The sequence below is a fragment of the Halalkalicoccus sp. NIPERK01 genome (assembly GCF_030287405.1).
Taxonomy (GTDB): domain Archaea; phylum Halobacteriota; class Halobacteria; order Halobacteriales; family Halalkalicoccaceae; genus Halalkalicoccus.
Genome location: NZ_JASVVV010000002.1, coordinates 423,539 through 448,416 on the forward strand (window position 1 = coordinate 423,539; position 24,878 = coordinate 448,416).

Below are 24,878 nucleotides of genomic sequence, written 5' to 3' on the forward strand. Positions count from 1 at the left end.
GCGGGTAGCGGACGGCAGGGGAAAACGCCGCTGGTCGGGCGACCGAGGGGTGTTTTGTCGTCGGGCCGCAAACGGGGACCCATGTCCGAGGACTACAGCGCCCTCGACGTCACCGAAGCCGATCGAACCCCCTCGGCGTCGTCGGGGACCGACCACGTCGACCTCGCCGCCGAACTGGGCTGTACGGAGATGCGCCCGAAGGTGTGGGACCTCGCACCGGGCGACGCGATGAGTTACCACCGACAGCGCGAACAGGAGGAGCTCTACTACGTGCTCTCCGGACCCGCCAGGATCCGAATCGGCGACGACCGTCTCGACGTCAGCGAGGGAACCGCGATCAGAATCCCGCCCGAAACGCCGCGGCAGGTGTTCAACGACACCGAGGAGGACCACCGCTGGCTGATCGTGGGCGCGCCGCCGGCCGAGAACGACGGCGAGGTCATCGGGGAGGACTGAGGATGGACAGGCGATGTCCCGACTGCGGCGTGACGATGGACACCGGAACGCTCGTCAGCTCGGTCGACCGCGAGGCGGTGAAGCTCCGGACCGACGAGTCGGCCGGCGGCGTGCTCGGAAAGCTCGGGATGAAGGAAACGCTCCCGGTCGACGCGTGGGCCTGCCCGGAGTGCGGGCTGGTCCGGCTGTACGCCGAGTCGGAGTAGTCGGGATGAACCCGACACGGTTTTGACGATCACGGACGATCCACGGATATGACAGAGGGCGGAATCGTCGGGGAGTTCCTCTCGCTCAAGGAGGGGACCGACGCCGATCTGCTGGCGATGCAGTGTGGGGATTTCTACGAGTTCTTCGCCGACGACGCCGAACTGGTGGCGGAAGAACTCGATCTGCGAGTGTCGACGAAGTCCTCGCACGGCTCGTCGTACCCGATGGCGGGCGTTCCCCTCTCGGAGCTGACGCCCTACCTGAAGGCGCTGGTCGAGCGGGGCTACCGGGTGGCGGTCGCCGATCAGTACGAGACCGAGGACGGGCACGCCCGCGAGATCACGCGCGTGGCGACGCCGGGCACCCTCATCGAGACGAGCGACGACGACGCCCGCTACCTCGCGGGGATCGTCCGCGTCGCCGACGAGTGTTACGGACTGGCGTTCGCGGAGGTCACGACCGGGCGCTTTCTGGTCACGCGGATCGAGGGCGAGGACGCGACGGCGCGCGCGATCACCGAGTGCTATCGGTACGATCCCGTCGAGATCCTGCCAGGGCCCGACCTCGGGGAGGACGAGGACTTTCTCGACGCGCTCTCGGAGCGAACCGACGCGGAGGTGACGCTCCACGAGAAAAACGCCTTCGCGCCCGGGGCGGCGACCCACACGACGAGGGAGCAGTTCGGCCGCGAGACGCTGTCGAGCCTCGGACTGGAGTCGGAGGGCCCGGAGGTCAGGGCGGCCGGCGCGGTGCTCTCGTACGTCGAGGAGACCGGGCTGGGGGTGCTCCCCTCGATGACGCGACTCCAGCCCTACGGCGCCGACGACTTCGTCTCGTGTGACGTCACCACCCAGCGCAACCTCGAACTCACGGAGACGATGACGGGCGCGGGCCAGTCGCTGTTCGAGACGGTCGACCACACCGTTACGAGCGCGGGCGGTCGGCTGCTGAAGGAGTGGCTCGGGCGACCCCGGCGGTCGCTCGGCGAGCTTCACCGGCGGCAAGACGGCGTTGGGGCGCTCTGCGAGCGTGCGCTCGCCCGCGAGGACCTCCGTGACCTCCTCGGAGAGGCCTACGACCTCGAACGACTGGCGAGCCGTGCGACACACGGCAGCGCCGACGCCCACGCCCTCCTGAGAGCGCGCGACAGCCTCGCGGTCCTCCCGAAGGTCGCCGACCTGATCGGGGGCGACGACCGGCTCGCGGAGTCGCCGCTGTCGGGGATCGTCGACCGGCCCGACCGCGAGGCCACGAGGGAACTCCACGACGCGCTGGCGGCGGCGCTCGCGGACGATCCGCCCAAGACGCTGCGCGAGGGCGGGCTGATCGAGCGGGGTTACGACGCCGACCTCGACGAGTTGGTCGATCGCCACGAGGCCGCCTTGGAGTGGATCGAGAACCTCGGGAGGCGGGAGAAAGAGGAACACGGGATCACCCACCTGCAGGTCGACCGCAACAAAACCGATGGATATTACATCCAGGTCGGAAAGAGCGAGGCCGAGGACGTTCCGGAGGAGTACCGCCAGGTCAAGACGCTGAAGAACTCGGTTCGGTTCACCACCGACGCGCTCGAAGAACGCGAGCGCGAGATCCTCAGACTCGAGGAGGCCCGCGGCGAACTGGAGTACGAACTGTTCTGCGAACTCCGCGAGCGCGTCGCCGACCGTGCGAACGTGCTCCAGGACGCCGGTCGGGCGATCGCCGAACTCGATTCGCTCGCGAGCCTCTCGACCCACGCGGTCGAGAACCGCTGGGTTCGTCCCGAACTCGAGGAATCGAAGGAACTCGACGTCGAGGCGGGTCGCCACCCGGTCGTCGAGCGGACGACGGAGTTCGTCCCGAACGACCTCTCCCTAACTGGCGACCGCGAGTTCCTGATCGTCACCGGCCCGAACATGAGCGGGAAATCGACCTACATGCGCCAGGTCGCGCTGATCGTCCTCCTCGCACAGGTCGGGAGCTTCGTGCCCGCCGAGCGGGCGAAAATCGGCCTCGTCGACGGGATCTACACCCGCGTGGGCGCGCTCGACGAACTCGCACAGGGGCGCTCTACCTTCATGGTCGAGATGCAGGAGCTCTCGAACATCCTGCACTCGGCCACGGAGGACTCGCTCGTGATCCTCGACGAGGTCGGCCGCGGGACGGCGACCTACGACGGCATCTCGATCGCGTGGGCGACGACCGAATATTTGCACAACGAGATCCGCGCGAAGACGCTCTTCGCGACCCACTACCACGAACTGACGGCGCTCGCCGATCACTTGGAGCGGGTCGAGAACGTCCACGTAGCAGTGGATGACACGGGAGAGGACGTCACCTTCCTGCGGACGATCCGCGGGGGGCCGACGGACCGGTCCTACGGGGTCCACGTCGCGGATCTGGCGGGCGTTCCGGAACCGGTCGTCTCGCGGTCGCGGGACGTGCTCGATCGCCTCCGCGCGGAGAAGGCAATCGAGGCGAGGGGCGGTAGCGAGACGACCCAGCAGGTCGTCTTCGACGTGGGTTCGGGCCGGATGAAAACGGCCTCCGCCGACGGCGGAGCGGGCGGATCGGACGAGGAAGCCGGGGGGTCGATCGACCCCGAGACCGAGGCCGTCCTCTCGGAGCTCTCCGGGGTGGAGCTCGCGGACGTCTCGCCGATCGAGCTGATGACGCGGGTTCAGGAGTGGCAGGGGAGGCTGCGCGAATGAGTCCCAAGGGACCCGAGATCCGCGCGCTCGACCCCGCGACGGTCGACAGGATCGCCGCAGGCGAGGTGGTCGAGCGGCCCGCCTCGGTCGTGAAGGAACTGGTCGAGAACGGCCTCGACGCCGGCGCCACGGGGATCACCGTCGAGGTCGATTCGGGCGGGATCGACCGGATCCGCGTCGCGGACGACGGGGTCGGGATGAGCGAGGAGGACGTCAGAAAGGCCGTCAAACAGCACACCACGAGCAAGCTCCGGGACGTCTCGGATCTGGAGCGGGGCGTCGACACCCTGGGATTCCGCGGGGAGGCGCTGTACACCATCGGCGCGGTCTCCCGACTGGCGATCACGACCAAACCCCGCGGTTCGGAGACGGGGACGAAACTCGTCCTCGCGGGCGGCGAGGTCGAGGCCTGCGAACCCGCGGGCTGTCCCGAGGGGACCGCCGTCGAGGTGACGGACCTCTTCTACAACACGCCCGCCCGGAAGAAGTACCTCAAGCGCGAGTCGACGGAGTTCGACCACGTCAACACCGTCGTCACGCGGTACGCGCTCGCCAACCCCGACGTGCGGTTCGTCCTCGAACACAACGGTAGAGAAGTGTTCTCGACCACGGGCCAGGGCGACCTGCGCACGGCGATCCTCTCGGTCTACGGCCGGGAGGTCGCCCGCGCGATGGTCCCGGTCGAGGGGCTCGCGGAGGGACCCCTGGAGGGGCTCTCGGGCTACGTGAGCGATCCCGAGACGACGCGCGCGAGTCCGACCTACGTCTCGACGTTCGTCAACGGACGGTACGTCCGCGCGAAGCCGGTCAGGACGGCGGTCGTCGAGGCCTACGGGACCCAGCTCGCGCCGAGTCGCTACCCGTTCGCCATCCTCGACCTCGAACTCCCGCCGGAGACGGTCGACGTGAACGTCCACCCCCGAAAGATGGAGGTCCGCTTCGGCGAGCAGTCGGCGATCGAATCCCAGATCGAGGAGACGGTGAAGGAGACGCTGCTCGATCACGGGTTGATCCGGTCGTCTGCCCCACGGGGCCGTTCGGCCCCGGAGGAGGCGGCGGTCGCGCCTGAGTCGACGGAACCTGACGCCGAGCGCACGACCGGGGGGCGATCCGAACCGGAGGCCGGCCGATCGTCGAGCGCGAGCGATCGAGCGGCGGGGACGGACGACCGTGTTCCCGCCCCGAACCGGGTCGACGGATCGGGCGCGGGGGATCGCTCGACGGGCCGGAACGGAGCGAACGCGCGCGGGCGGGACGCCGACCGCGACCGGCGGTTTTCGCGCCCGACGCGACAGACGACGTTCGGCGAGCCCGACGAACCGGACTACGAGCGCCTGCCCGACCTCCGGGTGCTCGGGCAGGTACAGGACACCTACGTGGTCTGTGAGGCCGACGAAGGGCTCCTCGTCGTCGACCAGCACGCCGCCGACGAGCGGGTCCACTACGAGCGCCTGCGCGAGGAACTCGGGGGCGAGACGAGCACGCAGGCACTCGTCTCGCCGGTCGAACTCGAACTCACGGCCCGCGAGGCAGAACTGTTCGACGCCTACGAGGAGGCGCTCGCCCACGTGGGCTTTTCCGCGACCCGCGAGGGGCGGACGGTTCGCGTCGGAACCGTCCCCGCGGCCTTCGACGCGACGCTCCCGCCGGACCTCCTTCGGGACGCGCTGTCGGCGTGTATCGGCGGCGACCCCGGCGACACCGTCGAGGCGACCGTCGACGACCTCCTCGGTGATCTCGCCTGCTACCCCGCGGTCACGGGCAACACCTCGTTGACCGAGGGCTCGGTCGCCGACCTACTGGCGGCGCTCGACGGCTGTGAGAACCCCTACGCCTGCCCGCACGGCCGGCCGACGGTGGTCCGGATCGGCCGCGAGGAGCTTTCGGATCGCTTCGAGCGGGACTACCCGGGCCACGCCGAGCGCCGGGAGGACTAGGAGAGCGCCTCGTGGCCGTAGGCGTCGTCGAAGCGGGCCGAGCGACGCCGGAGACGGTCGAGCAGGCGGTACTCGCGGTAGGCCTGCACGCCCAACAGGGGGACGGCCCCGCCGAACAGCGCCACCGCGACTGGAACGTCGAGAAGCGCCGCGCCGGCCGTCCCGAGGACGCTCCCGGCACAGAGCCCCGCGCCGGCGTACAGCCGCCGACGGGCCGCGGCGACGGCCCCAGCGCGGTCGGGGTCTCGAGTCGGTTGCATACGTGCGGGTAGTCGCTCCAGCGTTAAGAGGGTCCCCCAAGCGGACCGGAAGTAAAACCGCGCGACGGGGAAGTAGCGGGGACTTTTGGCCTCGCGCGCGAAGGGCGACCATGACCGACCTCGTGACCTTCGGCGAGACGATGTTGCGCCTCTCGCCGCCGGGCAACGAACGCCTCGAGACGACGACCGAACTCGACGTGCGAGCGGCGGGCGCCGAGAGCAACGTCGCGGTCGCCGCCGCCCGGCTAGGTGCCGACGCCGTCTGGACCTCGAAACTGCCGGACTCGCCGCTCGGCCGGCGCGTCACGAGCGAACTCGAGAGCTACGGTCTCGAGACCGACCCCGTCTGGAGCGACGGGGGCAGACAGGGCACCTACTACGTCGAGTTCGCCGGCGAGCCGCGGGGAACCGACGTGATCTACGACCGGGCGGACGCCGCAGTGACGACCGCGCACGCCGAGGAACTCCCGACCGAGCGGATCCGCGATGCGGGGTGGTTCTACACGAGCGGGATCACGCCCGCGCTTTCCGACACCCTCGAAGAAACCACCGAGACGCTCCTGTGGAGCGCACAGGACGCGGGAACGCGGACGGCGTTCGACCTGAACTACCGGAGCAAGCTCTGGTCGCCCGCGGCGGCCCGCGAGACGCTGACGGGACTGTTCGATCGCATCGACGTCCTCGTGACCGCCGAGCGCGACGCGAGGAACGTCCTCGGGGCCGAGGGCGACCGCGAGGGGATCGCCCGCGGGTTGGCCGACGAATGGGGCTTCGAGACGGTCGTGCTCACGCTCGGGGCGGAGGGCGCGCTCGCGTACCACGGTGGCGAGGTGATCGAACAGCCCGCCGTCGAGACGGAGACCCACGATCCCATCGGTACCGGCGACGCCTTCGTCGGCGCGTTCCTCGCGCGGCGGATCGCCGGTGGCGACGTCGGGGAGGCGCTCGAGTACGGGGCGGCGACCGCGGCGCTCAAACGGACCATCCCGGGCGACATCGCCGTCGTCACGCCCGCGGAGGTCGAGCGGGTGATCGACGCGGCGGGAAGCGGGATCTCGCGGTAGGACGGGAGTGACACGAACGGGGAACGGATAAAACGAACGCGCTCGAAGGAGGGGTATGACCCACGTCGCGATCGTCGGTGCCTACGGGAGCGCCGGCGTCGCCGTCGCACGGTCGCTCGCCGATAGGGACGTCGAGTTGACGCTGATCGACGACGGCGACCCTGGCGGCGGCCTCTGCATCCTCAGGGGGTGTATGCCCTCGAAGGCGGTGCTCTCCGCGGGCGCACACCGGTTCCAAACGCGTCACGACGACCGGCTCTCGGGGATCCCCGAGGTCGACCTCTCGGCCGTCGTCGAGCGGAAGGACGAACAGGTGCTTGGCTTCGCCGAACACCGCCGCGAGGCGGTCCACGACCTCGCCGAACGCGAGAACGTCGAGTTCGTCCACGACACCGCGCGGTTCGTCGATTCGCAGACGCTCGCGGTCGGCGACCGCGAGATCGAGGCCGACTACGTCGTGATCGCGACCGGTTCGACGGTGAACGTCCCCGACCTCCCCGGGATGGACGAGGTCGACCCAGTGACGAGCGCGGAGGTGCTCGATTCGACCGAGTACGGGGAGTCGGGGATCGTCATGGGTTTCGGCTACATCGGGCTCGAACTCGTGCCCTACCTCTCCGAGGCGGCGGGGATGGAGCTGACGGTCATCGAACACGACGAACGACCGATCGACGAGGCGCCTCCCGAGTACGGTGACGCCCTGCTGGAGCTCTACCGCGAGGAGTTCGGGATCGAGATCCTCACGAACGCGAGGGAACGCTCGGTCGAGCCGACGGCCGAGGGGGGCGTCCGCATGGAGGTCGAACGCGCAGGCGAGGTCGAGACGATCGAGGCCGATCAGCTCTTCACCTTCACGGGCCGGAAGCCGAACCTCGACGGGCTGGGAATCGAGAACACGGACCTCTCGCCCGAGGAGGGCTGGGTCGAGGCGACGATGCAGGCACGGGACGATCCTCGAACCTTCGTCGTCGGGGACGCGAACGGCCGCGAGCCGATCCTGCACGTCGCCAAGGAGCAGGGGTTCCGGGCGGCGGAGAACGTCGTCGCCCACAGCGAGGAGCGCGACCTCGAGCCCTACGAGAACGTCCACCACCACGTGATCTTCAGCGGGCTGGGCGTGTACCCGTTCGTCCGCGTGGGCCACACCGCGGCGAGCGCCCGCGAGGCCGGCTACGACCCCATCGAAGTCACTCGAAAGGCCGCGGACGACGGCGTGTTCGAGGTGAAGGACGTGCCCGAGGGGCTGGCGACGCTCGTGGTCGCGCGGGACGGCACCGTGATCGGCTATCAGGCGCTGCACCACCACGCCGACTCGATGGCCAAGACGATGCAGATCGTGATCGAACTCGGCCTGGACGTCCGCGACCTCCCCGACCGGGCGTACCACCCGACGCTCCCGGAGATCCTCGACGGCCTCTTTCGCGAGGCCAGCGCCCGAATCGATGAATGAAATATATGATTTAGTATATTTATAGGTATATTCAATACCCCGGTAGTGTAGCGTATCGGTACAGCACGACTATGTTCGACTATTTCGGCAGGAGACACCTGTTAGCACTCGTCTGTGCGCTGTTGGTGCTCACGGCGGGATGCACCGACGCCGGTTCGGACGGCGAGGCGCCGATCGACGAACCCGATACGGCGGAAGCGGGCGTCGACGCCGACGAGGAGGCCGGCGATGGCGGCGGAACGACCAGGGAGACCGAGAGCGACGCGGACGAGACGGCTGACGGTGACGACTCCGGGCCCGACGGGTCGGGTTCGGACGACGCGAACGACGCGAACGACGCGAGCGACGGAGGGAGTGCGGACGACCCCGACGAGACGTCGGACGAGTCGGGCGGTAGCGACGCCGACGGCGGGGAGACGACCGCCGCGGACGACGGATCGAACGCCGGCGATTCCGGTACGGAGGACGCGAGCGACGAGGGGTCCGACGGCTCCGACGCCGAGGAGCCCGCCGAGGGGGGCGAATCGGGCGGTGAATCCGACGCCGACGGCGAAACGCCCACCGAGAACGGTTCGGACGGGGCCGAGGAGACGAGCGAACCGCCGGCGTTCCTCGGGAGCGACCCGTCGCCGGAGGTGCTCCACGAGTTCCCCGGTCACGCGGGTCCCTCGGCGGGGAGCCCCGACGTCTCCGACGCCGAGGACGTCGAGGCCGAACTCGCGGCGCAGGGCGTGGACGTGCGCTCCGTCGAGGACGACGGAACCGTCAGGGTCGAGTACGCGACGAGCGCCGAGGACGGCTGGGAGCCCGCGATCGACGAGATGGGCGCGGTCTCGGCGGCGTTCTGGGGACTGGTCGACTCCGGCCACGACGCGAGCGCGGTCGAGGCGACCGTGACCGACGACGAGGGCCGGACGCTCTACACCTACCGGATCGAGCGCGCGTGGCTGACCGACTATCTCGAACGGGTCGAGGCGATCGAGAACGGCACGGCGACCTCGCCGGCCGATCCGAGCGAGGAGTACGCCGAGACGGTCTGGACGACGGTCGACGTCGAGGTCTGAGCGGACGGTTCTTTCGATCCTAATAGGGGTTGTCGTAGAGGTCCATAGATTTCCTGCGCGGGGATCGATCCGCGGCGTCGGCTCTCGGGGATCGAGATATCCGGGTGGCTACGAGAATCCCTATAACACCCCGTGGCGGTGCGGTGGCCGCCACGAGCGCGGGCGGCACGTTCGTCGCCCGTGCGAGTGGGGCGGGGAAGGGCTGGCCTACCGAGCGAGCGATTTCGATCGAAATCGCTCGCAAGCGGTCCTGGCGGACATAAAAAGGGCGAGCGAGGTGCGCCAGCACCGAGCGAGGGCTTTTCAGCCGAAGTTCTCGACCTTCGCGTCGTCGGGATTCCCTCCCGCTTTCTCGAGGGCGTCGAGCGCCTCGCTGACGAACCCCTGGAAGCCGTAGACGAAGGTCTGCTGGCCGTCGTAGTAGCTCTCGACGTGGTCGGCGAGTTCGTCGGTGACGACGACGGTCGCGCCCGCCTCGCGCAGGTCGTCGAGGCGTTCGGTGTGGGCGGGGTCGTCGTCGCAGTAGACGACCGTGGCGTCGTTGCCCTCGGCGAGCGCGCGCTCGCCGATCCCGACGGCGGGGCCGACGCCCGGCCCGCCCGCCAGTATCAGCGAGTCGGCCTCGCCCTCGTAGTAGGCGCTGCCGTACGGTCCCTCGACGGTGACGGTCTCGCCCTCCGCGTCGGCGATCCACGGGCCGAGCGTCCCCTCGGGGTCGATCCCGATGGTGATCTCGATCGTCTCGTCCACGTCGGGCGACGAGAGGGTGTAGAATCGCGAGACGTGCTCGCCCTCGACCTCGGTCGAGAGCTTCACGAACTGGCCGGGCTGTGCGTCGAACCCGGCGGGCGTCTCAAGGTCGACCGCGACGGTGTCGGTACCCACGTCGCGGACGGCGGCGATCGTGGTTTCGGTCGGTTCCATAGCGAGGGTACTCGATGGCGAGGAAAAATCCTTGCTCTTGGCGACGGATTCCCCGCAGTGGGCGGTTACGCAAGGCTTTTTGTCCGCGGCGGGACTATCTCGACACCACATGCCTGAGGACCTAAACTGGGCCATCGGCGGGGAAGCCGGCGATGGGATCGATTCGACGGGGAAGATCTTCGCCCAGGCACTCTCACGGGCTGGACGACACGTCTTCACATCCAAGGACTTCGCCTCGCGGATCCGCGGGGGCTACACCGCCTACAAGATCCGCACGTCGGTGGACGAACTCAACAGCGTCGTCGACCGGCTCGACATCCTCGTCGCGCTGACCCAGCGCACCATCGACGAGAACCTCGACGAACTCCACGAGGACAGCGTCGTCATCTACGACGGCGAGCGCTCGTGGGACGCCGAGGTCCCCGACGAGCAGATCGAACTCGACGTTCCCCTCAAATCGCTCGCGGAGGACGCCGGCGGCGCGATCATGCAGAACGTCGTCGCGCTCGGGGCCGCCTGCGAGGTGGCGGGCTTCCCGATCGAGCACCTCGACAGCGCCCTCGAGAAGCGCTTCGGCGACAAGGGCCAGAAACTCGTCGACAACAACCAGGAGGCCGCCCGCAAGGGCCGCGATTACGTCCGCGAGAACTACGACCACGACTTCGGCTACGACCTCGACACCACCGACGAGGACTACGTCCTGCTCAACGGCGACGAGGCCATCGGCATGGGCGCGCTCGTCGCCGGCTGTCGCTTTTATGCAGGGTATCCCATCACCCCCGCGACGAACGTGATGGAGTACCTCACCGGGCGGATCGACAGGTACGGCGGCACGGTCGTCCAGGCCGAGGACGAGCTCTCGGCGATCAACATGGCGCTGGGGGCGGCGCGCGCGGGCGCGCGCTCGATGACCGCCACGTCGGGTCCGGGGATCGACCTGATGACCGAGACGTTCGGGCTGATCGCGACCAGCGAGACCCCGCTCGTGATCGCCGACGTGATGCGCTCGGGCCCCTCGACGGGGATGCCCACGAAACAGGAGCAGGGCGACCTCAACATGACCCTCTACGGCGGCCACGGCGAGATCCCCCGGTTCGTCCTCGCGCCGACGACGATCGCCGAGTGTTTCCACAAAACCATCGAGGCGTTCAACCTCGCCGAGAAGTACCAGACCCCCGTCTACGTCGTCTCGGATCTGGCGATGGCCGTCACCGAACAGACGTTTTCTCCCACCGAGTTCGACATGGACGCCGTCGAGATCGATCGCGGAAAGGTCGTCGACGAGGAGAACATCGACCAGTACCTCGACGAACAGGGCCGCTTCCAGCCCCACTACGACGCCGCCGACGGCGTCAGCCCGCGAGCGTTTCCCGGCACCGAACAGGGCGCGCACATGACGACCGGCCTCGAACACGACGAACTCGGGCGGCGAACCGAGGACACCGACGAACGGGTCCAGCAGGTCGACAAGCGAAACCGCAAGGTCGAGACCGCCCAGCGAGAGGAGGACTGGTCGCCACGGGAGTTCGGAAACGCCGAGGCCGAGAACCTCGTGCTCTCGTGGGGCTCGAACGAGGGCGCCATCAGGGAGGCGATGCAGGACCTCGAGGTCGACGTCCGGTTCATCTCGGTGCCGTACATGTTCCCGCGGCCGGATCTGACGGAGGCCGTCGAGAACGCCGAAAAGACCGTCGTCGTCGAGTGTAACGCGACGGGGCAGTTCGCGGACCTCGTCGAGCGCGACACCCTTACACGGGTCGAGCGCATCAACAAGTACAACGGCGTCCGGTTCAACGCGGACGAACTCCGCGAGCGGATCACGGAGACGTTCGCCGCCGAATCGGAGGCGAAAGCATGAGCTCTCAGGCACACTTCACCGACTTCAAGTCGGACAAGCGACCCACGTGGTGTCCCGGCTGCGGCGACTTCGGGACGATGAACGGCATGATGAAGGCGCTCGCCAACACCGGCAACACCCCCGACGACACCTTCATCTGCGCGGGGATCGGCTGCTCGGGCAAGATCGGGACGTACATGCACTCGTACGCGCTTCACGGCGTCCACGGGCGTGCGCTACCGGTCGGCACGGGCGTGAAACTCGCCAATCCCGAACTGGAAGTGATGGTCGCGGGCGGCGACGGCGACGGCTACTCGATCGGCGCGGGCCACTTCATCCACGCAGTACGGAGAAACGTCGACATGACCTACGTCGTCATGGACAACCGCATCTACGGGCTGACCAAGGGCCAGTTCTCGCCGACTAGTAGGGAAGACTTCGAGACATCGACCTCGCCCGAAGGGACCAAGCAGTCGCCCGTCCACCCGCTCGCGCTGGCGATGGCCGCCGGCGGCACGTTCATCGCCCAGTCGTTCTCCTCGGACGCGATGCGCCACACCGAGATCATCGAGCAGGCCATCGAACACGACGGCTTCGCGCTGGTCAACACGTACAGCCCGTGTGTGACGTTCAACGACGTCGACACCTACGATTACTTCCGGGACTCGCTCGTGGACCTCGACGAGGAGGACCACGACCCCACGGACTACGACCAGGCCCGCCGGAAGATCATGGACTTCGACAACATCTATCAGGGCGTGCTCTACCGGGACGACGACAGCGTGGGCTACGAGAAGCGCCTCGGGATCGAGGAGCCGATGAACGAGATTCCGGACGGCGCGCCCGAGGGCGCGATGGACCTCGTTCGCGAGTTCTACTGAAGTCGGATTTTCCGTCTTCGGAGGGAGTAGCGAGTCGCCAGCAACCCACGGGATTCGCCCGCACAACACGGGATCAGCGGAGTCCGACCACGGAGACGAAACGCCGAGGGAGCGAACTATACCGACCGCCACGCTACGAGCAGTATGCGCTTCGATCACGCCGGCATCGCGACCGACGACGCGGAAGGGCTGACTGAACTGTTCGAGACGGTTTTCGACGTCCCGCTGGTCCACGAGGAGGAGTTCGACGGAATGGACGTACGATTCCTCGACCTCGAAAGCGGCTATTTCGAACTGCTCGAACCCCGCGAGGGAGGAACGATCGCACGCTATCTCGAACGGAACGGGCCCGGGATCCACCACCTCGCGCTCGGTACCGACGACATCGAGCGCGCGCTCGCGAGCGCCCGCGAGGCCGGGATCGACCTCATCGACGAGGAACCCCGAGGAGGAGCGTGGGAACACGAGGTCGCCTTCCTGCACCCGAAGTCCACCGGTGGCGTCCTGATCGAGTTCGTGGAACACTGATAGGGAGTATCGTAGACGTCAGGAGAGTTCCTGTCCGGGGATCGAACCACGGCGTCGGCCCTCGGGAGTCGACATTCGGGTGGCTACGAGAATCCCTCTGAGCTCAGTCCAGTGTCTTTACGACCGTCGCCGGGTTTCCGCCGACGACCACCCCGTCGGGAACGTCCTCGGTGACGACCGCGCCCGAGGCGATCACCGCACCATCCCCGACCGTGACGCCGGGATTGAGCACCGCTCGCCCGCCGATCCAGACGCCGTCGCCGACGGCGACCGGCTCGCCGTATTCGAGGCCCGCTGCGCGCTCGTCGGCGTCGAGCGGGTGGGTCGCGGTGTAGACGTGGACGCCCGGCCCCAGCAGGCAGTCCCGGCCGAACTCGACCCGACGGACGTCCAGAATCACGCAGTCGAAGTTCGCGTAGAAGTCCTCGCCGACGTGGATGTTCGAGCCGTAGTCACAGCGAAACGGCGGTTCGACGAAGAGGTCACCCTCGACGGAGCCGAACAGCTCTTCCAAAATTCGCTCGCGCCGATCGGGTTCATCCTCCGCGGTGTGGTTGTACTCGTGGGCGAGTTCGCGGGCGCGCTGGCGCTCGGCGACGAGTCGTGGGTCGCTCGCATCGTAGAGTTCGCCGCGAAGCATCCTCTCGCGCTCGCTGGTCATAGCGGATGTCGATCGCTCGCCGGGATACGAGTTACTGTTGTAGGTAGGTGCGGTGGCGGTCCGGCGCGGCGGAGCCGCGCCGGCTTTTTGGAGGAGATTTTTACGGGGGTTCGAGCGAACGCAGTGAGCGAGGACCCCCGTAAAAAGGTCCGCGTCTAGAAGTAATCGATCGATTCGGGCAGTTCGAGCTTCATGCCCTTTCGCTCGCGGATCTCCATGATCGTCTCGCGCTGGAGGTTGTCGGCCATCACGCGGAAGCCGGCGTTCTCGGTGTTCCACGAGGCCCGTCCCTCGGTGGCGCTGCGGATGTCCGAGGAGAAGCCGATCATCTCGTCGACGGGGGCGATCCCCTCGATGACCATGAGGTCACCTTCCTGGTACATGTCGTCGACGCGGCCACGACGGCCCTGGATCTCGCCGCTGGCCGATCCCATGTGTTCGCTGGGGACGTCGATGCGGACGTCCTGGATGGGTTCGAGCAGCGCGACCTTCCCGGCGATGAGCGCGCGGTGGACCGCGCGACGAACGGCGGGAATGACCTGCGCGGGACCCCGGTGGATGGTGTCCTCGTGCAGGCGGGCGTCGTTCAGGCGAAGCAGGGTGCCCTGGACGGGTTCACCCGCGAGGGGCCCCTCGTCGAGGGCCTCCTCGAGCCCCTCGATGACGAGTTCCATCGTCTCGTTGAGGTGCTGGATCCCCTTGGTATCGTCGATCAGGACGTTCGTGCCGAAGATGTGTTCGACGTTCTGGGAGGTGTCCTTGTCCATGCCCGCCTCCTGGAGGGCCTCGCGGCGCTCCTGTTCGGGCATGTCCATCGAGACCTCGCCGAGCTTGATCTGGTCGACGATCTCCTCGGGGAGGGGTTCTGCGGTGAGGTAGAACCGGTTGTGGCGGTTCGGCGAGATCCCCTCGACGGTGTCGGTCGGCTCGCGGATCGCCTCGCGGTAGACGACGATCGGCTCACCGGTGTTTACTGGAATGCCCTGGTTGCGCTCGATGCGCTGGGTGATCACTTCGAGGTGAAGTTCGCCCTGGCCCGAGATGAGGTGCTCGCCGGTGTCCTCGTTGATCGTGACCTGGATCGTGGGGTCCTCCTTCGACACTTGGCGGAGGGTCTCGATGAGCTTCGGAAGGTCGTCCATGCTCTTCGCCTCGACGCTCTTGGTGATGACGGGCTCGGAGATGTGTTCGATCGACTCGAACGGTGTCATCTCCACCGAGGAGACGGTCGAGCCGGCGATGGCATCGCGCAACCCGGTGACGGCGGCGATGTTGCCGGCGGGGACGTGTTCGACCTCCTCGCGCTCGCCGCCCATGTAGATCCCGACCGACTGGACGCGGTTCTTGCCCGCGGTGCCCGAGACGTAGAGCTCCTGGCCCTTCTCGATGGTGCCGGAGAAGACGCGACCGGCGGCGATCTCGCCGGCGTGAGGGTCGATGCCGATGTCGGTGACCATCAGGACGACCTCGCCCTCGTCGTCGACCAGTCGCATCCCCTCGGCGAGTTCGGACTCGTCGTCGCCGCGCCAGATGCGCGGGATACGACGGGGCTGGGCGTCGAGCGGGTTCGGGAAGTGCTCACAGACCATGTCGAGCACGACGTCCGACAGCGGCGTCCGGTCGTGGAGCTCCTGGCGCTCGCCGTTGCGCTCGAGTTCGATGATGTCGCCGAAGTCGATGCCGGTCGCCTGCATCGAGGGCATCGAGACGCCCCAGCGGTACAGCGCCGAACCGAACGCGACGGTGCCGTCCTCGACGGAGACCGTCCAGTCGTCGATGTCGTCCATGTCCTGGGTCATCCCGCGGATGAGCTCGTTGACGTCCGCGATGACGCTCAGGAGGCGCTCTTGCATCTCCTCGGGGCCCTCCTGGAGTTCGCTGATGAGGCGGTCGACCTTGTTGATGAAGAGGGTGGGTTTGACGCCCTCGCGCAGCGCCTGTCGCACGACGGTTTCGGTCTGGGGCATCGCGCCCTCGACGGCGTCGACGACGACCAGGGCGCCGTCGACCGCGCGCATCGCGCGGGTGACGTCCCCGCCGAAGTCGACGTGACCCGGCGTGTCGATGAGGTTGATGAGGTGGTTGGTGTCCTCGTACTCGTGGGTCATCGAGACGTTCGCCGCGTCGATGGTGATCCCGCGCTCCTGTTCGTCCTCCTCGGTGTCCATCATCAGCCGGGTGGCCTCGCCCTCGTCGGCGATCATGCCCGCGCCGGCCAGCAGGTTGTCCGTCAGCGTCGTCTTGCCGTGATCGACGTGTGCGGCGATGGCGATGTTCCGGATGTTCTCCGGCTTGTCCATCAACCGTTCACACTCCTGAACGATCTTCTTTCGTCGGCCCATTACCGTCTCCTACCGGTAGCGGAGTGAAAAGGGTAGTGTTTCCCCCGGACCTTTTTACTCGTCGGGTTCGTGCGAAGCACGAACCGCTCCGAGCAAAAATATCCTCCATCACCAGAACGCTTCGCGTTCTGGTTAGCAGCCAGAAACCGGAGGTTTCTGGCGACAAAAAGCCGCCTCCACGGGGCTACGCCCCGTTTCGGCGGTCCACACCGAATGCGGCGGTCCGTATGAGGGGATCATGGTAGAGACTCGCTCGCGCAGAACAAAGGCTCTGAAGAACAGGGCGGTGGCCGGGCCGAGCGCGGGCGGCAAAATCGCCGCCCGCGTGAGGAGCGCGGGGGAGGGCAGGCGTCCCGAGAGCGCCGTCCGACCGGACGGCGCGACTCGGCGGTGCCTGGCGGAAATGAAAAGGGCGAGGCGCACCCGTCAGGGTGCGCCGAGGGCTTTCGGCGGAAGGGTCATACCCCTCGAACCCGTGGTACGGACAGACATGGACGTTCGAGTGACAGGTTCCGCCCCACCCTCCCCGTTTCTGAGTGCCCGCGACCTCTTCGAGACCGAGTACGACCTCTCGCTCCCCGTGCGCGTCCGGGTCCGCGAGGACCCCGACGAGCGCACGTGGACCGCCCACCCCGGCGAGTACCACGTGCTCAACATCTCCAAACAGGCCGCCACGAGCGCGATGGCCCGCGAACTCGCCCTCCACGAGTTCGCCCACATGCACCGAAACGAGGGCGGCCACCCCTCGCACACCCAGTCGACCGAGGAGGCGCTGTTTCTCGCGCTCTCCGGACGCGCCGTCGAGCGCCGACGGCTCGCGCACTGCTACCAGATCGCGAACCACATGAAGGACATCTACGCCGACGACATCACGCTCACGCTGGGGCCGACCGACAAACTCGTCTCCTTTCTCGAATCGGGGCTGGCGGCGGCGCTGGCCGACCGGCCGACGCCGCCCCGACCGGGCTTCGAGCAGATCTCGCCGAGCGCCGATCCGGAGATCACGGCCGTCAACGCCGCCTTCGCGCTCGCGCTCGTCGAGCGCCACGACCTCGTCGACGACGACCACCGCCTCTACGACCTGGCGTACGCGGCGGCGCGCGACGCGCCGGGGATCGGGTTCGAGTCGTTCAAACGCCGGTTCCGGGACCTCGCGAGCGATCCCGACGAGAGCGAGTACCGGAAGTCGCTCGTCTCCGCGACCCGGACGTACGCGACGGCCGCCGATGCGCCGGCGGCCGACTGAGCGGGGGTCGGGACGTGTCTACCCGGCAGCCAGAGCAGGAACACATATCAATCCCGACATGAAATCGCGCTGTCTATATGAACGGGGTGAATCCTCCAGCAAGGGGTTTATGACGACGCGGGTTCCAGATGTGCTACATAGGTGGGCTGGGACGATGACGGAGACATCCATATCGATGGGGAGCCCTCGACGGCGGCGTCGGCCCCCTGAACACGACGGAGTTCGACCCGAACGGGCGCGATCGGCCCCGATACGAGACGTTTCCGACGGACGGTTCGATCGATGAGCCGCGCCGTCAGCGTCGTCCTGCCGGCGTACAACGAGGAGGAGACGATCGAGGGGACCGTCGAGACCACGATCCGAACGCTAGAAGGGTTCCTGCCCGCCGAGGACTTCGAGGTCATCGTCGCGGAGGACGGCTGTTCGGATCGGACCCCCGAGATCGCGAGCCGGCTCGCCGAGGAAGACCCGCGGGTCAGACATTTCCACGGCGAGGAGCGTCTCGGGCGCGGCGGCGCGGTCGAACAGGCGTTTCGGGTCTCGGAGGGCGAGGTGCTGGTCTTCTTCGATACGGATCTGGCGACCGACATGCGCCATCTCGAGGAACTCGTCGAGAGCATCCGGACCGAGGGCTACGACGTGGCGACCGGCTCGCGGTGGATGCCCGGCCGAAAGGCGGACCGGCCGCTGAAACGCGGCGGCGCGAGCCGCGTGTTCAACGGGCTCGTCCGGCTGGCGCTTCCCTCCGACCTCAGGGACCACCAGTGTGGGTTCAAGGCGTTCGACCGCGAGACGGCCTTCGAGCTGTTCGACGCCGTCGAGGACGACCACTGGTACTGGGACACCGAGGTGCTCGTGCGCGCCCAAAACATGGGCTACCGCGTCAAGGAGTTCCCCGTCGAGTGGACGTCGAAGGGCGACTCGACGGTCGACTTCTCGCGCGACGTCCTCGACATGGGCGGCGGTGTCGGGCGGATGTGGTGGGAGTACTCGGTCGACCCGCGCATCACCCAGCGGACGACGGTCGCCGGCGGGATCCTGTTCACGCTGCTTCTGATCGTCTTCGGCGCGCAGTTCTTCGACATCGGTGAGGTGCTGGCCCGCATGAGCGAGGCCGACCCGCTGTTGATCGCGCTGTCGGCGCTGGTCTACGTGGTCTCGCTGCCGCTGATGGGGGTTCGCTACCGGGACATCCTCGACGAACTCGGCTTTCACGAGAAGGTCGGCTTCCTGACCGGCGCGATCTTCATCAGCCAGACGGGGAACGTGGTCTTTCCCGCCCGCGCGGGCGATCCCATTCGAGCGTACATCGTCAAGGCGCGGCGGAACGTCCCCTACCCGTCGGGCTTCGCCTCGCTGGCCATCGAGCGGGTGTTCGACCTGCTGATGGTCACCGCGCTCGCGGGGACGGTGTTCCTGGGACTGGCGGCCACCGGCGCGACGAGCGTCGGCGGACTGTACGCCGACGTCGTCGGCAGCAACGTCCCGGGGGGCGGACGGGCGACGATGATCGCCGCCGCCACGGTCGGGCTGGCCGCGTTCGCGGCGATCGGGGTGATCGTCCTGAGCGTCCGAACCGACCGCAACTACGTGCGGGCGTTCGGGGACCGTCTCGGGTCGGGCGCCTCCGCGGAGTTCATCACCGAGATCGCGGAACGGTTCGTCGGCGACGTCCAACTCGTGGCGGGCAACCGGCGGGCCTCGGCCCGGATCGCCGCGAGCAGTTTCGCCATCTGGAGCATCGACGTGCTCGCGGCGATCATCGTCCTGCTGGCGTTCGGGGTCGAGGTCTCGTGGGTGACGCTGGTGACGGTGAGTTTCTTCGCGGTCAGCGTCGGCAACCTCGCGAAGGTGCTTCCCCTCTCGCCCGGCGGCATCGGGATGTACGAGGGGGCCTTTACGGTGCTGGTCGTCGCGCTCACGCCCATCGGCGCGAGCGTCGCGCTGGGCGCGGCGATCGTCGATCACGCGATCAAGAACGGCGTCACGGTGCTGGGCGGTGCGGGCTCGATGCTCGCGCTCAACGTCTCGCTGACCACCGCCGTCGAGGAGAGCCGCGAGGCACGCGAGGTCGCGGCCGATTCGGATTAGATCATCCCTACTACTATGACACGGACTGACGCGGATACCGTCGGGATCGTCGGCGGAGGAATCGCCGGACTGGCCGCCGCCTATCGGTTACAGAAGCGGGGCCACGACGTACAGGTCTTCGAGGCGAGCGACGCGCTGGGGGGATTGGCCGCGACCTACGAGACGGCGGGCGACCCCATCGAGCAGTTCTACCACCACCTCTCGAAGTCCGAACACACCATCGTCGAACTCGCCTCGGAACTCGGCCTCGGGACCGAGATCGAGTGGCTCGTCGGGAAGAACGCCTACTACGTCGACGGCGAGGTCCACCCGCTGGACACGCCGCTCGAGATTCTGACCTACCCCCACATGAGCCTCTACGACAAGGTCCGGCTGGCCGCGCTCACCAAGGAGATCGACCTCCGAGGCGGGATTCCGCGATTCGACACCTACGAGGACATCGAGGACTACGAGGAGGTCCCAGTAAAGGAGTTCCTGCTCGAACACACCACCCGCGGGATCTACGAGAACTTCTTCGAGCCGCTTCTGGACGCGAAGTTCGGCGATCGAAAGGAGGAGGTCAGCGCGGCGTGGCTGCTCGGCCGGGTGAAGTTCCGCGGCGAGCGCGACCTCCGCCGGGGCGAGATCCTCGGCTACTTCGACGGCGGGTTCGCCCGGCTGATCGACGCGTTGATCGAGGCGGTCGGACGGGAGAACATCACGACGGGCGCGCGCGTGAGCGACGTCGAGCTCTCGGGCGGGCGGGCGGATCGGCTCGTCGTCGAGCGCGAGGGGAACAAGGAGCGCCACGACGTCGACAGCGTCGTCGTCGCCGCGATGCCGAACGTCTTAGAGGAGCTGACGGGTTATCAGTGTGACATCGAGTTCCAGGGGACGGTCTGTTCGGTGCTGAGCCTCGAGGAGTCGCTCATGGACACCTACTGGCTCAACATCGCCGACGAGGCGCCCTTCGGCGCGCTGCTCGAACACACGAACTTCGTCCCGCGCGAGCGCTACGGCGGCGAACACCTGCTGTACGCCGCGAGCTACATCCAGAGCCCCGAGGAGGATCTCTGGCGGATGGACGACGAGGAGGTCGAGGAGACGTGGCTCTCGGGCATCGAGTCGCTGTTCCCCGACTTCGATCGCGACAGTGTGAACTGGATCCGGACGGCCAGAAACCCCCGGAGCGCGCCGGTCTACGAGCGGGGCTACCTCGACATGGTCGTTCCCTACGACCTCTCTCCCTCGGTTGGCGAGGGCGTCTACTACGCGGGGATGGCGAGTCGCGCACAGTACCCCGAGCGCAGTCTGAACGGCGCGATCGAGGCCGGGTACGCGTGTGCTGACCTGATCGAGGAGGGGAGCGTCGCCCGCCAGCCCATCGCGGGGCGCACCGAATAGATGGCCGGAGAGTACGGCGAGCGCGAGGAACGGGAGTCGTCGACGCTCACGGTCGGCGCGCTGCTCGACGACGAGCGGGTCTGGCTCGCGGTCTCGCTGCTGGCGGGGAGCGTCGTCGTCGCGAGCTACTACCTGACCCACCCGTACCCCGCGTACGCGACGGCGCTGTTCCCCCACATGGCCGAACTCCTCATCGAGAACGGCTATCGCAGGCCCGAGACGATCCCCCTCTACACCGCCGACGGGGTGCCCTTCGCCTACCCGCCGCTCATGTTCTACGTCATGGCGGTCCTGATCGACCTCGGTGTCGATCCCTTCCGGCTCGTCAGACTGCTCCCGGGGGTCGCGATCGTGCTCGCGTTGATCCCCTATTTCTATCTGGCCCGGGAGTTCCTCCCGGTCCGGCAGGCGGGGTTCGCGACCGTCATGCTCGCGGTCGTCCCACAGATCGTCCGGTGGAACATCTCCGGCGGCGGGACGGTGAGGGGGCCGGCCGTCCTGTTCCTGCTCGCCGGCCTCTACGTCGGCGTGCGGCTGTTCAAGACCGGCGACCGGCGCTGGATCCTCCCCGGCGCACTCCTCTACGGGCTGACGATGCTGACCCATCCGGTCCAGATGGCGTACTTCGGGCTGTCGTACCTGGTGCTGTTCGCCGTCTTCGACCCCTCGATTCGCGGGCTGGTGAACGGCGCGGCCGTCGCCGTCGGCGGGGCGATCGTCGGCGCGCCGTGGTGGCTCTACGTGTCGCTGACCTACGGCTACGAGACCATCCTCAACGCCTCCGCGACCCACGGCGGGCTCTTCAGCTCCGAGCTACAGGACGTCCTCGCCGACGTGTTGCTCTTTCACAGTTCGAGTTTCCCCTCTGAACTGCTCACCGGCTCGCTCGTCCTCGCGGGCGCGGTCTACGCCCTCTCGAAGCGCCGGTACGCGCTGCCGGCGTGGTTCGTCGTCACGGCCGTCGTGATCACTCAGCCCCGCTTCGCGTACATCCCCGGCGCGATGCTCATGGGGATGGCGGTCGCCGGCGCGGTCGTCCCGTGGCTGGCCGAGGTCGCCACCGGCCGGGGCGACCGGGGCGAGTCGTCGCCGGGAGCCGACGCCGATGGCGGCCGCGAGACCGTCGCGGCCGTGGCGCTCGTCGCGCTCGTGGTGACGACGACCTGGTTCGGCGCGCTGTACGTCGCCGGCGACCCCCCGGGCGAGGACAGAAACGCCATGTCGTCGTACGTCGACGGCGACGACATCGAGGCGATGGAGTGGGTCAGAAGCGAGACGCCGGCGGACGCGCAGTTCGTCGTCCTCGGCGACGCCGCCGAGTGGTTCCCCTACGTCGCAGAGCGCACGGGCCTCACCGTGTGGTGGGGCGTCGAGTGGACCACGCCCGAGCAGTACGAACACCAGCGGGCGCTTCACGGCGATCTGACCGCCTGTGACGACGAGGCCTGCATCACCGCCACCCTTGAGGAGTACGACCTCGATCCCGACTACGTCTACGTTCCCAACGGCGAGTACACCGCGGGATCGGGCGTCCAGACGCAGGACGAGGCGATGCGCGAGTCGATGATCGAGAGCGATCGCTACGAACTCGTCTACGAGAACGACGGCGCGATGGTCTATCGGGTGACGGACTGATCCGGAAGGACAATGGAACGCGACGACACACTCGGCGTATGGAGCTTGCAGGCAAGCGACTGCTCGTCACCGGCGGCGCGGGAACCATCGGCTCACACCTCGCGGAGCGACTGCTCGACGCCAACGACGTGATCGTCGCGGACGACCTCTCGAACGGACGACGCGAGTGGGTGCCCGATAGCGCCGAGTTCGTCGAACGCGACCTCACCGACCCCGAGGGGGTCGAGGCGGCGCTCACCGGGGACGTCGACGCCGTGATCCACCTCGCGGCCGCCAAACTCGTCGACACCGACTCGCCCCGAAAGCAGTTCGAGGACAACACCGCGATGACCTACAACCTCCTCGAACGCGCCCGCGAGGTCGGTGTCGACCGCTTCGCGTTCACCTCGTCGTCGACGGTGTACGGGGAAGCGCCCTCGCCGACGCCCGAGGACTACGCGCCCCTCGAACCGATCAGCGTCTACGGCGCGTCGAAACTCGCGGACGAACATCTGCTCTCGGTCTACGCCCACACCCACGGAATGCGGGTCTGGAACTTCCGCTTCGCGAACATCGTCGGCTCCCGCCTGCGGGGCGCGGTCGTCCCCGACTTCATCGAGAAGCTCCGCGAGGATCCCGATACCCTGACGATCCTCGGGGACGGCCGCCAGGAGAAGTCGTACATGCACGTCGAGGACTGTCTCGACGCGATGGAACACGTCATCCGGAACGCGGACGCGCCGCTGAACACCTACAACGTCGGGACGCGGACGACCACCTCGGTGACGCGGATCGCGGACGTCGTGAGCGAGGAGATGGGGCTGGATCCCGACTACGAGTACACCGGCGGCGAGCGCGGCTGGACCGGCGACATCCCGCGGATGCGCCTCTCGGTCGAGAAACTCGCCGCGCTCGGCTGGACGCCCGAGAACTCGAGCGACGACGCGGTCAGGAGGGCGACCCGCGAACTGGTAGAAGAGATCTAGCGGGCGGCGGCGGCGACGCGTTCTTTCTCCTCTTTCTGGTTGATGGCGTACGTCTGGACGTCGTAGTCCGCCGCGCCGATCAACTGCTGGGCGAGCGCCTCGCTCGCGTCGGTGGAGGTCTTGAAGGAGGCGTTGTACGCGCCCTCGGCGATGAACTTCAGCGCCTGATCGACGCGGCGCTGGGGGCCGACGTCGACCGCCTTCGGGACGGAGATGCCGCCGTACTTCAGGCGGACGGTCTCCTCGCGCGGGCCGGCGTTCTCGACGGCGTGGACGAGCACCTGGATCGGGTTCTCCTCGGTGCGCTCGTGGACCGTCTCGAAGGCGTCGCGGACGATTCCGAGCGCCTGCTGCTTCTTGCCGGTGTTCTCCTCGGTCTGCATCAGGCGGTTGATCAACCGCTCGACGATGCTGACCTCGCTCTTCTGGAACTGCTTGCCGGCGTGCCGTCCCATCGTGTGCGCGATGGGCGTCACTGTGATGTAGCGTTTGGTGCTCGGGTCGGCGTACTCGATCTCGCCGATCTCCCAGCGGCCAAAGAGCAGCGCGTCGGTGTCGACGTCGTCGGAACCGGCCGGCTGGTCCGGCTCGGGGGCTTCGGTTTCGGACATTATCGCACCGGTTTCTCGGCGTTTCCTCGAACGAGTTCGAGCAGGCTGACGCCGTTCACCTTGTCGACCTTGTAGTTCACGCCCGAGAGGTCGCCCATCGCACGACCCTTCGCGCCGCCGATCCCCGCGATGGTCACCTCGTCGTGTTCGTCGATGAAGCTGATCGCGCCGTCGCCGGGACAGAAGGCGGTGACCTGCTTGCCGTTCTTGATCAGCTGTACCCGCACGCACTTTCGGATCGCGGAGTTGGGCTGTTTCGCCTCGATTCCCACCTTCTCGAGGACGATGCCCCGGCCCTGCGGGGCGCCCTCGAGGGGGTCGGATTTCTTTCGGAGGCCACGCTCCCGGCGGGCGTACTCCGAGTCCGACCACCGGTGGTTCTGGCGGTCGCGCTTGAGTTTACGCGCCGCGTACTTGCCGTTTCCCATAGTACCGGTTTCTACCCCATCGAGCCACTTAAGACTCGCCTTTTGGCCGCCGCCGTGCGGTTGCGGCCGGTACCTGTCGTCGAGGTGGCCGGTGGTGGACCGCGGAGCTTCGGTCGCCGGGCGTCGATCTCGTGTGTTGAATGCTATCTCGTATCAAGTGTTAATATATGACACGCATCGGCGACGAACGGAGGAGTATTTAGTCTTCGGTACGATAG

Annotated in this window: 21 protein-coding genes; 15 read left to right on the forward strand and 6 right to left on the reverse strand. The window is 67.6% G+C overall.

Annotated elements, in window-relative coordinates; all coding sequences use genetic code 11:
• The first annotated feature begins 81 nt into the window (after positions 1 to 81).
• From QRT08_RS08305 to mutL, 4 genes are read left to right on the forward strand one after another with little or no spacing between them, the layout of a single operon-like run.
• Entirely contained in the window at positions 82 to 456 is a 375-nt protein-coding gene (locus tag QRT08_RS08305) for a cupin domain-containing protein (RefSeq protein WP_286045473.1), read from the forward strand.
• 2 nt (positions 457 to 458) lie between these two features.
• Positions 459 to 662, forward strand: a complete 204-nt coding sequence (locus tag QRT08_RS08310) for a PF20097 family protein (protein ID WP_286045474.1) — start codon at positions 459 to 461, stop codon at positions 660 to 662.
• 48 nt (positions 663 to 710) lie between these two features.
• Complete coding sequence (gene mutS, locus QRT08_RS08315; RefSeq protein ID WP_286045475.1) at positions 711 to 3,353, forward strand: DNA mismatch repair protein MutS; 2,643 nt, start codon at positions 711 to 713, stop codon at positions 3,351 to 3,353.
• Complete coding sequence (gene mutL / locus QRT08_RS08320; RefSeq protein WP_286045476.1) at positions 3,350 to 5,290, forward strand: DNA mismatch repair endonuclease MutL; 1,941 nt, start codon at positions 3,350 to 3,352, stop codon at positions 5,288 to 5,290. Before mutS ends, mutL begins: the two co-directional genes overlap by 4 nt.
• Here mutL and QRT08_RS08325 read toward each other — a convergent pair.
• Positions 5,287 to 5,550, reverse strand: coding sequence for a hypothetical protein (locus QRT08_RS08325; RefSeq protein WP_286045477.1), 264 nt, complete (start codon positions 5,548 to 5,550; stop codon positions 5,287 to 5,289). The two genes, mutL and QRT08_RS08325, sit on opposite strands and share 4 nt — an antisense overlap.
• 110 nt (positions 5,551 to 5,660) lie before the next feature.
• Here QRT08_RS08325 and kdgK1 point away from each other — a divergent pair, with 110 nt between their 5' ends.
• The 3 genes from kdgK1 to QRT08_RS08340 all read left to right on the forward strand — a co-directional run bounded on the left by kdgK1 (position 5,661) and on the right by QRT08_RS08340 (position 9,128).
• Positions 5,661 to 6,614: a bifunctional 2-dehydro-3-deoxygluconokinase/2-dehydro-3-deoxygalactonokinase gene (gene kdgK1 / locus QRT08_RS08330; protein ID WP_286045478.1), complete on the forward strand. Its 954-nt coding sequence runs from the start codon at positions 5,661 to 5,663 to the stop codon at positions 6,612 to 6,614.
• Positions 6,615 to 6,669: 55 nt separating this feature from the next.
• Positions 6,670 to 8,064, forward strand: coding sequence for a dihydrolipoyl dehydrogenase family protein (locus QRT08_RS08335; protein ID WP_286045479.1), 1,395 nt, complete (start codon positions 6,670 to 6,672; stop codon positions 8,062 to 8,064).
• 71 nt (positions 8,065 to 8,135) lie between these two features.
• Positions 8,136 to 9,128 carry a DUF8159 domain-containing protein gene (locus tag QRT08_RS08340; RefSeq protein WP_286045480.1) on the forward strand — a complete coding sequence of 331 codons (993 nt, stop codon included), beginning with the start codon at positions 8,136 to 8,138 and terminating at the stop codon, positions 9,126 to 9,128.
• Positions 9,129 to 9,431: 303 nt separating this feature from the next.
• Here the strand turns inward: QRT08_RS08340 and QRT08_RS08345 are convergent, their stop codons facing one another.
• Complete coding sequence (locus QRT08_RS08345; protein WP_286045481.1) at positions 9,432 to 10,052, reverse strand: FAD-dependent oxidoreductase; 621 nt, start codon at positions 10,050 to 10,052, stop codon at positions 9,432 to 9,434.
• A gap of 109 nt (positions 10,053 to 10,161) precedes the next feature.
• On the opposite strand from QRT08_RS08345, the gene QRT08_RS08350 reads away from it, so the two are divergent.
• The 3 genes from QRT08_RS08350 (at position 10,162) to mce (ending at position 13,298) form a co-directional block, all read left to right on the forward strand.
• Positions 10,162 to 11,910: a 2-oxoacid:acceptor oxidoreductase subunit alpha gene (locus QRT08_RS08350; protein ID WP_286045482.1), complete on the forward strand. Its 1,749-nt coding sequence runs from the start codon at positions 10,162 to 10,164 to the stop codon at positions 11,908 to 11,910.
• The gene (locus QRT08_RS08355; RefSeq protein WP_286045483.1) at positions 11,907 to 12,770 is read left to right on the forward strand and encodes a 2-oxoacid:ferredoxin oxidoreductase subunit beta; all 864 of its coding nucleotides are present in this window, start codon (positions 11,907 to 11,909) and stop codon (positions 12,768 to 12,770) included. Before QRT08_RS08350 ends, QRT08_RS08355 begins: the two co-directional genes overlap by 4 nt.
• 144 nt (positions 12,771 to 12,914) lie before the next feature.
• On the forward strand, positions 12,915 to 13,298 hold the full coding sequence (gene mce, locus QRT08_RS08360; RefSeq protein ID WP_286045484.1) for a methylmalonyl-CoA epimerase: 384 nt from the start codon (positions 12,915 to 12,917) through the stop codon (positions 13,296 to 13,298).
• A 103-nt stretch (positions 13,299 to 13,401) separates the two neighbouring features.
• Here the strand turns inward: mce and QRT08_RS08365 are convergent, their stop codons facing one another.
• Both QRT08_RS08365 and QRT08_RS08370 read right to left on the reverse strand, forming a co-directional pair.
• Entirely contained in the window at positions 13,402 to 13,959 is a 558-nt protein-coding gene (locus QRT08_RS08365) for a sugar O-acetyltransferase (protein WP_286045485.1), read from the reverse strand.
• A gap of 155 nt (positions 13,960 to 14,114) precedes the next feature.
• Positions 14,115 to 16,301 (reverse strand): elongation factor EF-2, encoded by a 2,187-nt coding sequence (locus QRT08_RS08370; RefSeq protein ID WP_286045486.1) that lies wholly within the window; start codon positions 16,299 to 16,301, stop codon positions 14,115 to 14,117.
• A gap of 490 nt (positions 16,302 to 16,791) precedes the next feature.
• Between QRT08_RS08370 and QRT08_RS08375 the strand changes: the two genes are divergently transcribed.
• The 5 genes from QRT08_RS08375 (at position 16,792) to QRT08_RS08395 (ending at position 23,621) form a co-directional block, all read left to right on the forward strand.
• Positions 16,792 to 17,547, forward strand: a complete 756-nt coding sequence (locus QRT08_RS08375) for a DUF5781 family protein (protein WP_286045487.1) — start codon at positions 16,792 to 16,794, stop codon at positions 17,545 to 17,547.
• A gap of 282 nt (positions 17,548 to 17,829) precedes the next feature.
• Positions 17,830 to 19,638: a flippase-like domain-containing protein gene (locus tag QRT08_RS08380; RefSeq protein ID WP_286045488.1), complete on the forward strand. Its 1,809-nt coding sequence runs from the start codon at positions 17,830 to 17,832 to the stop codon at positions 19,636 to 19,638.
• 15 nt (positions 19,639 to 19,653) lie between these two features.
• Positions 19,654 to 21,021: an NAD(P)/FAD-dependent oxidoreductase gene (locus QRT08_RS08385; protein ID WP_286045489.1), complete on the forward strand. Its 1,368-nt coding sequence runs from the start codon at positions 19,654 to 19,656 to the stop codon at positions 21,019 to 21,021.
• Positions 21,022 to 22,656, forward strand: coding sequence for a glycosyltransferase family 39 protein (locus QRT08_RS08390; RefSeq protein WP_286045490.1), 1,635 nt, complete (start codon positions 21,022 to 21,024; stop codon positions 22,654 to 22,656).
• Positions 22,657 to 22,694: 38 nt separating this feature from the next.
• The gene (locus tag QRT08_RS08395; protein ID WP_286045491.1) at positions 22,695 to 23,621 is read left to right on the forward strand and encodes an NAD-dependent epimerase/dehydratase family protein; all 927 of its coding nucleotides are present in this window, start codon (positions 22,695 to 22,697) and stop codon (positions 23,619 to 23,621) included.
• Here the strand turns inward: QRT08_RS08395 and QRT08_RS08400 are convergent.
• Together QRT08_RS08400 and QRT08_RS08405 are read right to left on the reverse strand one after the other, a co-directional pair.
• The gene (locus tag QRT08_RS08400) at positions 23,618 to 24,232 is read right to left on the reverse strand and encodes a 30S ribosomal protein S7 (RefSeq protein ID WP_286045492.1); all 615 of its coding nucleotides are present in this window, start codon (positions 24,230 to 24,232) and stop codon (positions 23,618 to 23,620) included. The genes QRT08_RS08395 and QRT08_RS08400 overlap by 4 nt on opposite strands.
• A complete protein-coding gene (locus tag QRT08_RS08405; RefSeq protein WP_066379047.1) occupies positions 24,232 to 24,660 on the reverse strand; it encodes a 30S ribosomal protein S12 in 429 nt (142 codons plus the stop codon). Before QRT08_RS08405 ends, QRT08_RS08400 begins: the two co-directional genes overlap by 1 nt.
• Positions 24,661 to 24,878: the final 218 nt, after the last annotated feature.

Excerpts from the sequence above, each read along its gene's own strand:
- QRT08_RS08305 (WP_286045473.1), top strand. The coding sequence starts at position 82 with ATGTCCGAGGACTACAGCGCCCTCGACGTCACCGAAGCCGATCGAACC.
- QRT08_RS08310 (WP_286045474.1), top strand. The coding sequence starts at position 459 with ATGGACAGGCGATGTCCCGACTGCGGCGTGACGATGGACACCGGAACG.
- mutS (WP_286045475.1), top strand. The coding sequence starts at position 711 with ATGACAGAGGGCGGAATCGTCGGGGAGTTCCTCTCGCTCAAGGAGGGG.
- mutL (WP_286045476.1), top strand. The coding sequence starts at position 3,350 with ATGAGTCCCAAGGGACCCGAGATCCGCGCGCTCGACCCCGCGACGGTC.
- QRT08_RS08325 (WP_286045477.1), bottom strand. The coding sequence starts at position 5,550 with ATGCAACCGACTCGAGACCCCGACCGCGCTGGGGCCGTCGCCGCGGCC.
- kdgK1 (WP_286045478.1), top strand. The coding sequence starts at position 5,661 with ATGACCGACCTCGTGACCTTCGGCGAGACGATGTTGCGCCTCTCGCCG.
- QRT08_RS08335 (WP_286045479.1), top strand. The coding sequence starts at position 6,670 with ATGACCCACGTCGCGATCGTCGGTGCCTACGGGAGCGCCGGCGTCGCC.
- QRT08_RS08340 (WP_286045480.1), top strand. The coding sequence starts at position 8,136 with ATGTTCGACTATTTCGGCAGGAGACACCTGTTAGCACTCGTCTGTGCG.
- QRT08_RS08345 (WP_286045481.1), bottom strand. The coding sequence starts at position 10,052 with ATGGAACCGACCGAAACCACGATCGCCGCCGTCCGCGACGTGGGTACC.
- QRT08_RS08350 (WP_286045482.1), top strand. The coding sequence starts at position 10,162 with ATGCCTGAGGACCTAAACTGGGCCATCGGCGGGGAAGCCGGCGATGGG.
- QRT08_RS08355 (WP_286045483.1), top strand. The coding sequence starts at position 11,907 with ATGAGCTCTCAGGCACACTTCACCGACTTCAAGTCGGACAAGCGACCC.
- mce (WP_286045484.1), top strand. The coding sequence starts at position 12,915 with ATGCGCTTCGATCACGCCGGCATCGCGACCGACGACGCGGAAGGGCTG.
- QRT08_RS08365 (WP_286045485.1), bottom strand. The coding sequence starts at position 13,959 with ATGACCAGCGAGCGCGAGAGGATGCTTCGCGGCGAACTCTACGATGCG.
- QRT08_RS08370 (WP_286045486.1), bottom strand. The coding sequence starts at position 16,301 with ATGGGCCGACGAAAGAAGATCGTTCAGGAGTGTGAACGGTTGATGGAC.
- QRT08_RS08375 (WP_286045487.1), top strand. The coding sequence starts at position 16,792 with ATGGACGTTCGAGTGACAGGTTCCGCCCCACCCTCCCCGTTTCTGAGT.
- QRT08_RS08380 (WP_286045488.1), top strand. The coding sequence starts at position 17,830 with ATGAGCCGCGCCGTCAGCGTCGTCCTGCCGGCGTACAACGAGGAGGAG.
- QRT08_RS08385 (WP_286045489.1), top strand. The coding sequence starts at position 19,654 with ATGACACGGACTGACGCGGATACCGTCGGGATCGTCGGCGGAGGAATC.
- QRT08_RS08390 (WP_286045490.1), top strand. The coding sequence starts at position 21,022 with ATGGCCGGAGAGTACGGCGAGCGCGAGGAACGGGAGTCGTCGACGCTC.
- QRT08_RS08395 (WP_286045491.1), top strand. The coding sequence starts at position 22,695 with ATGGAGCTTGCAGGCAAGCGACTGCTCGTCACCGGCGGCGCGGGAACC.
- QRT08_RS08400 (WP_286045492.1), bottom strand. The coding sequence starts at position 24,232 with ATGTCCGAAACCGAAGCCCCCGAGCCGGACCAGCCGGCCGGTTCCGAC.
- QRT08_RS08405 (WP_066379047.1), bottom strand. The coding sequence starts at position 24,660 with ATGGGAAACGGCAAGTACGCGGCGCGTAAACTCAAGCGCGACCGCCAG.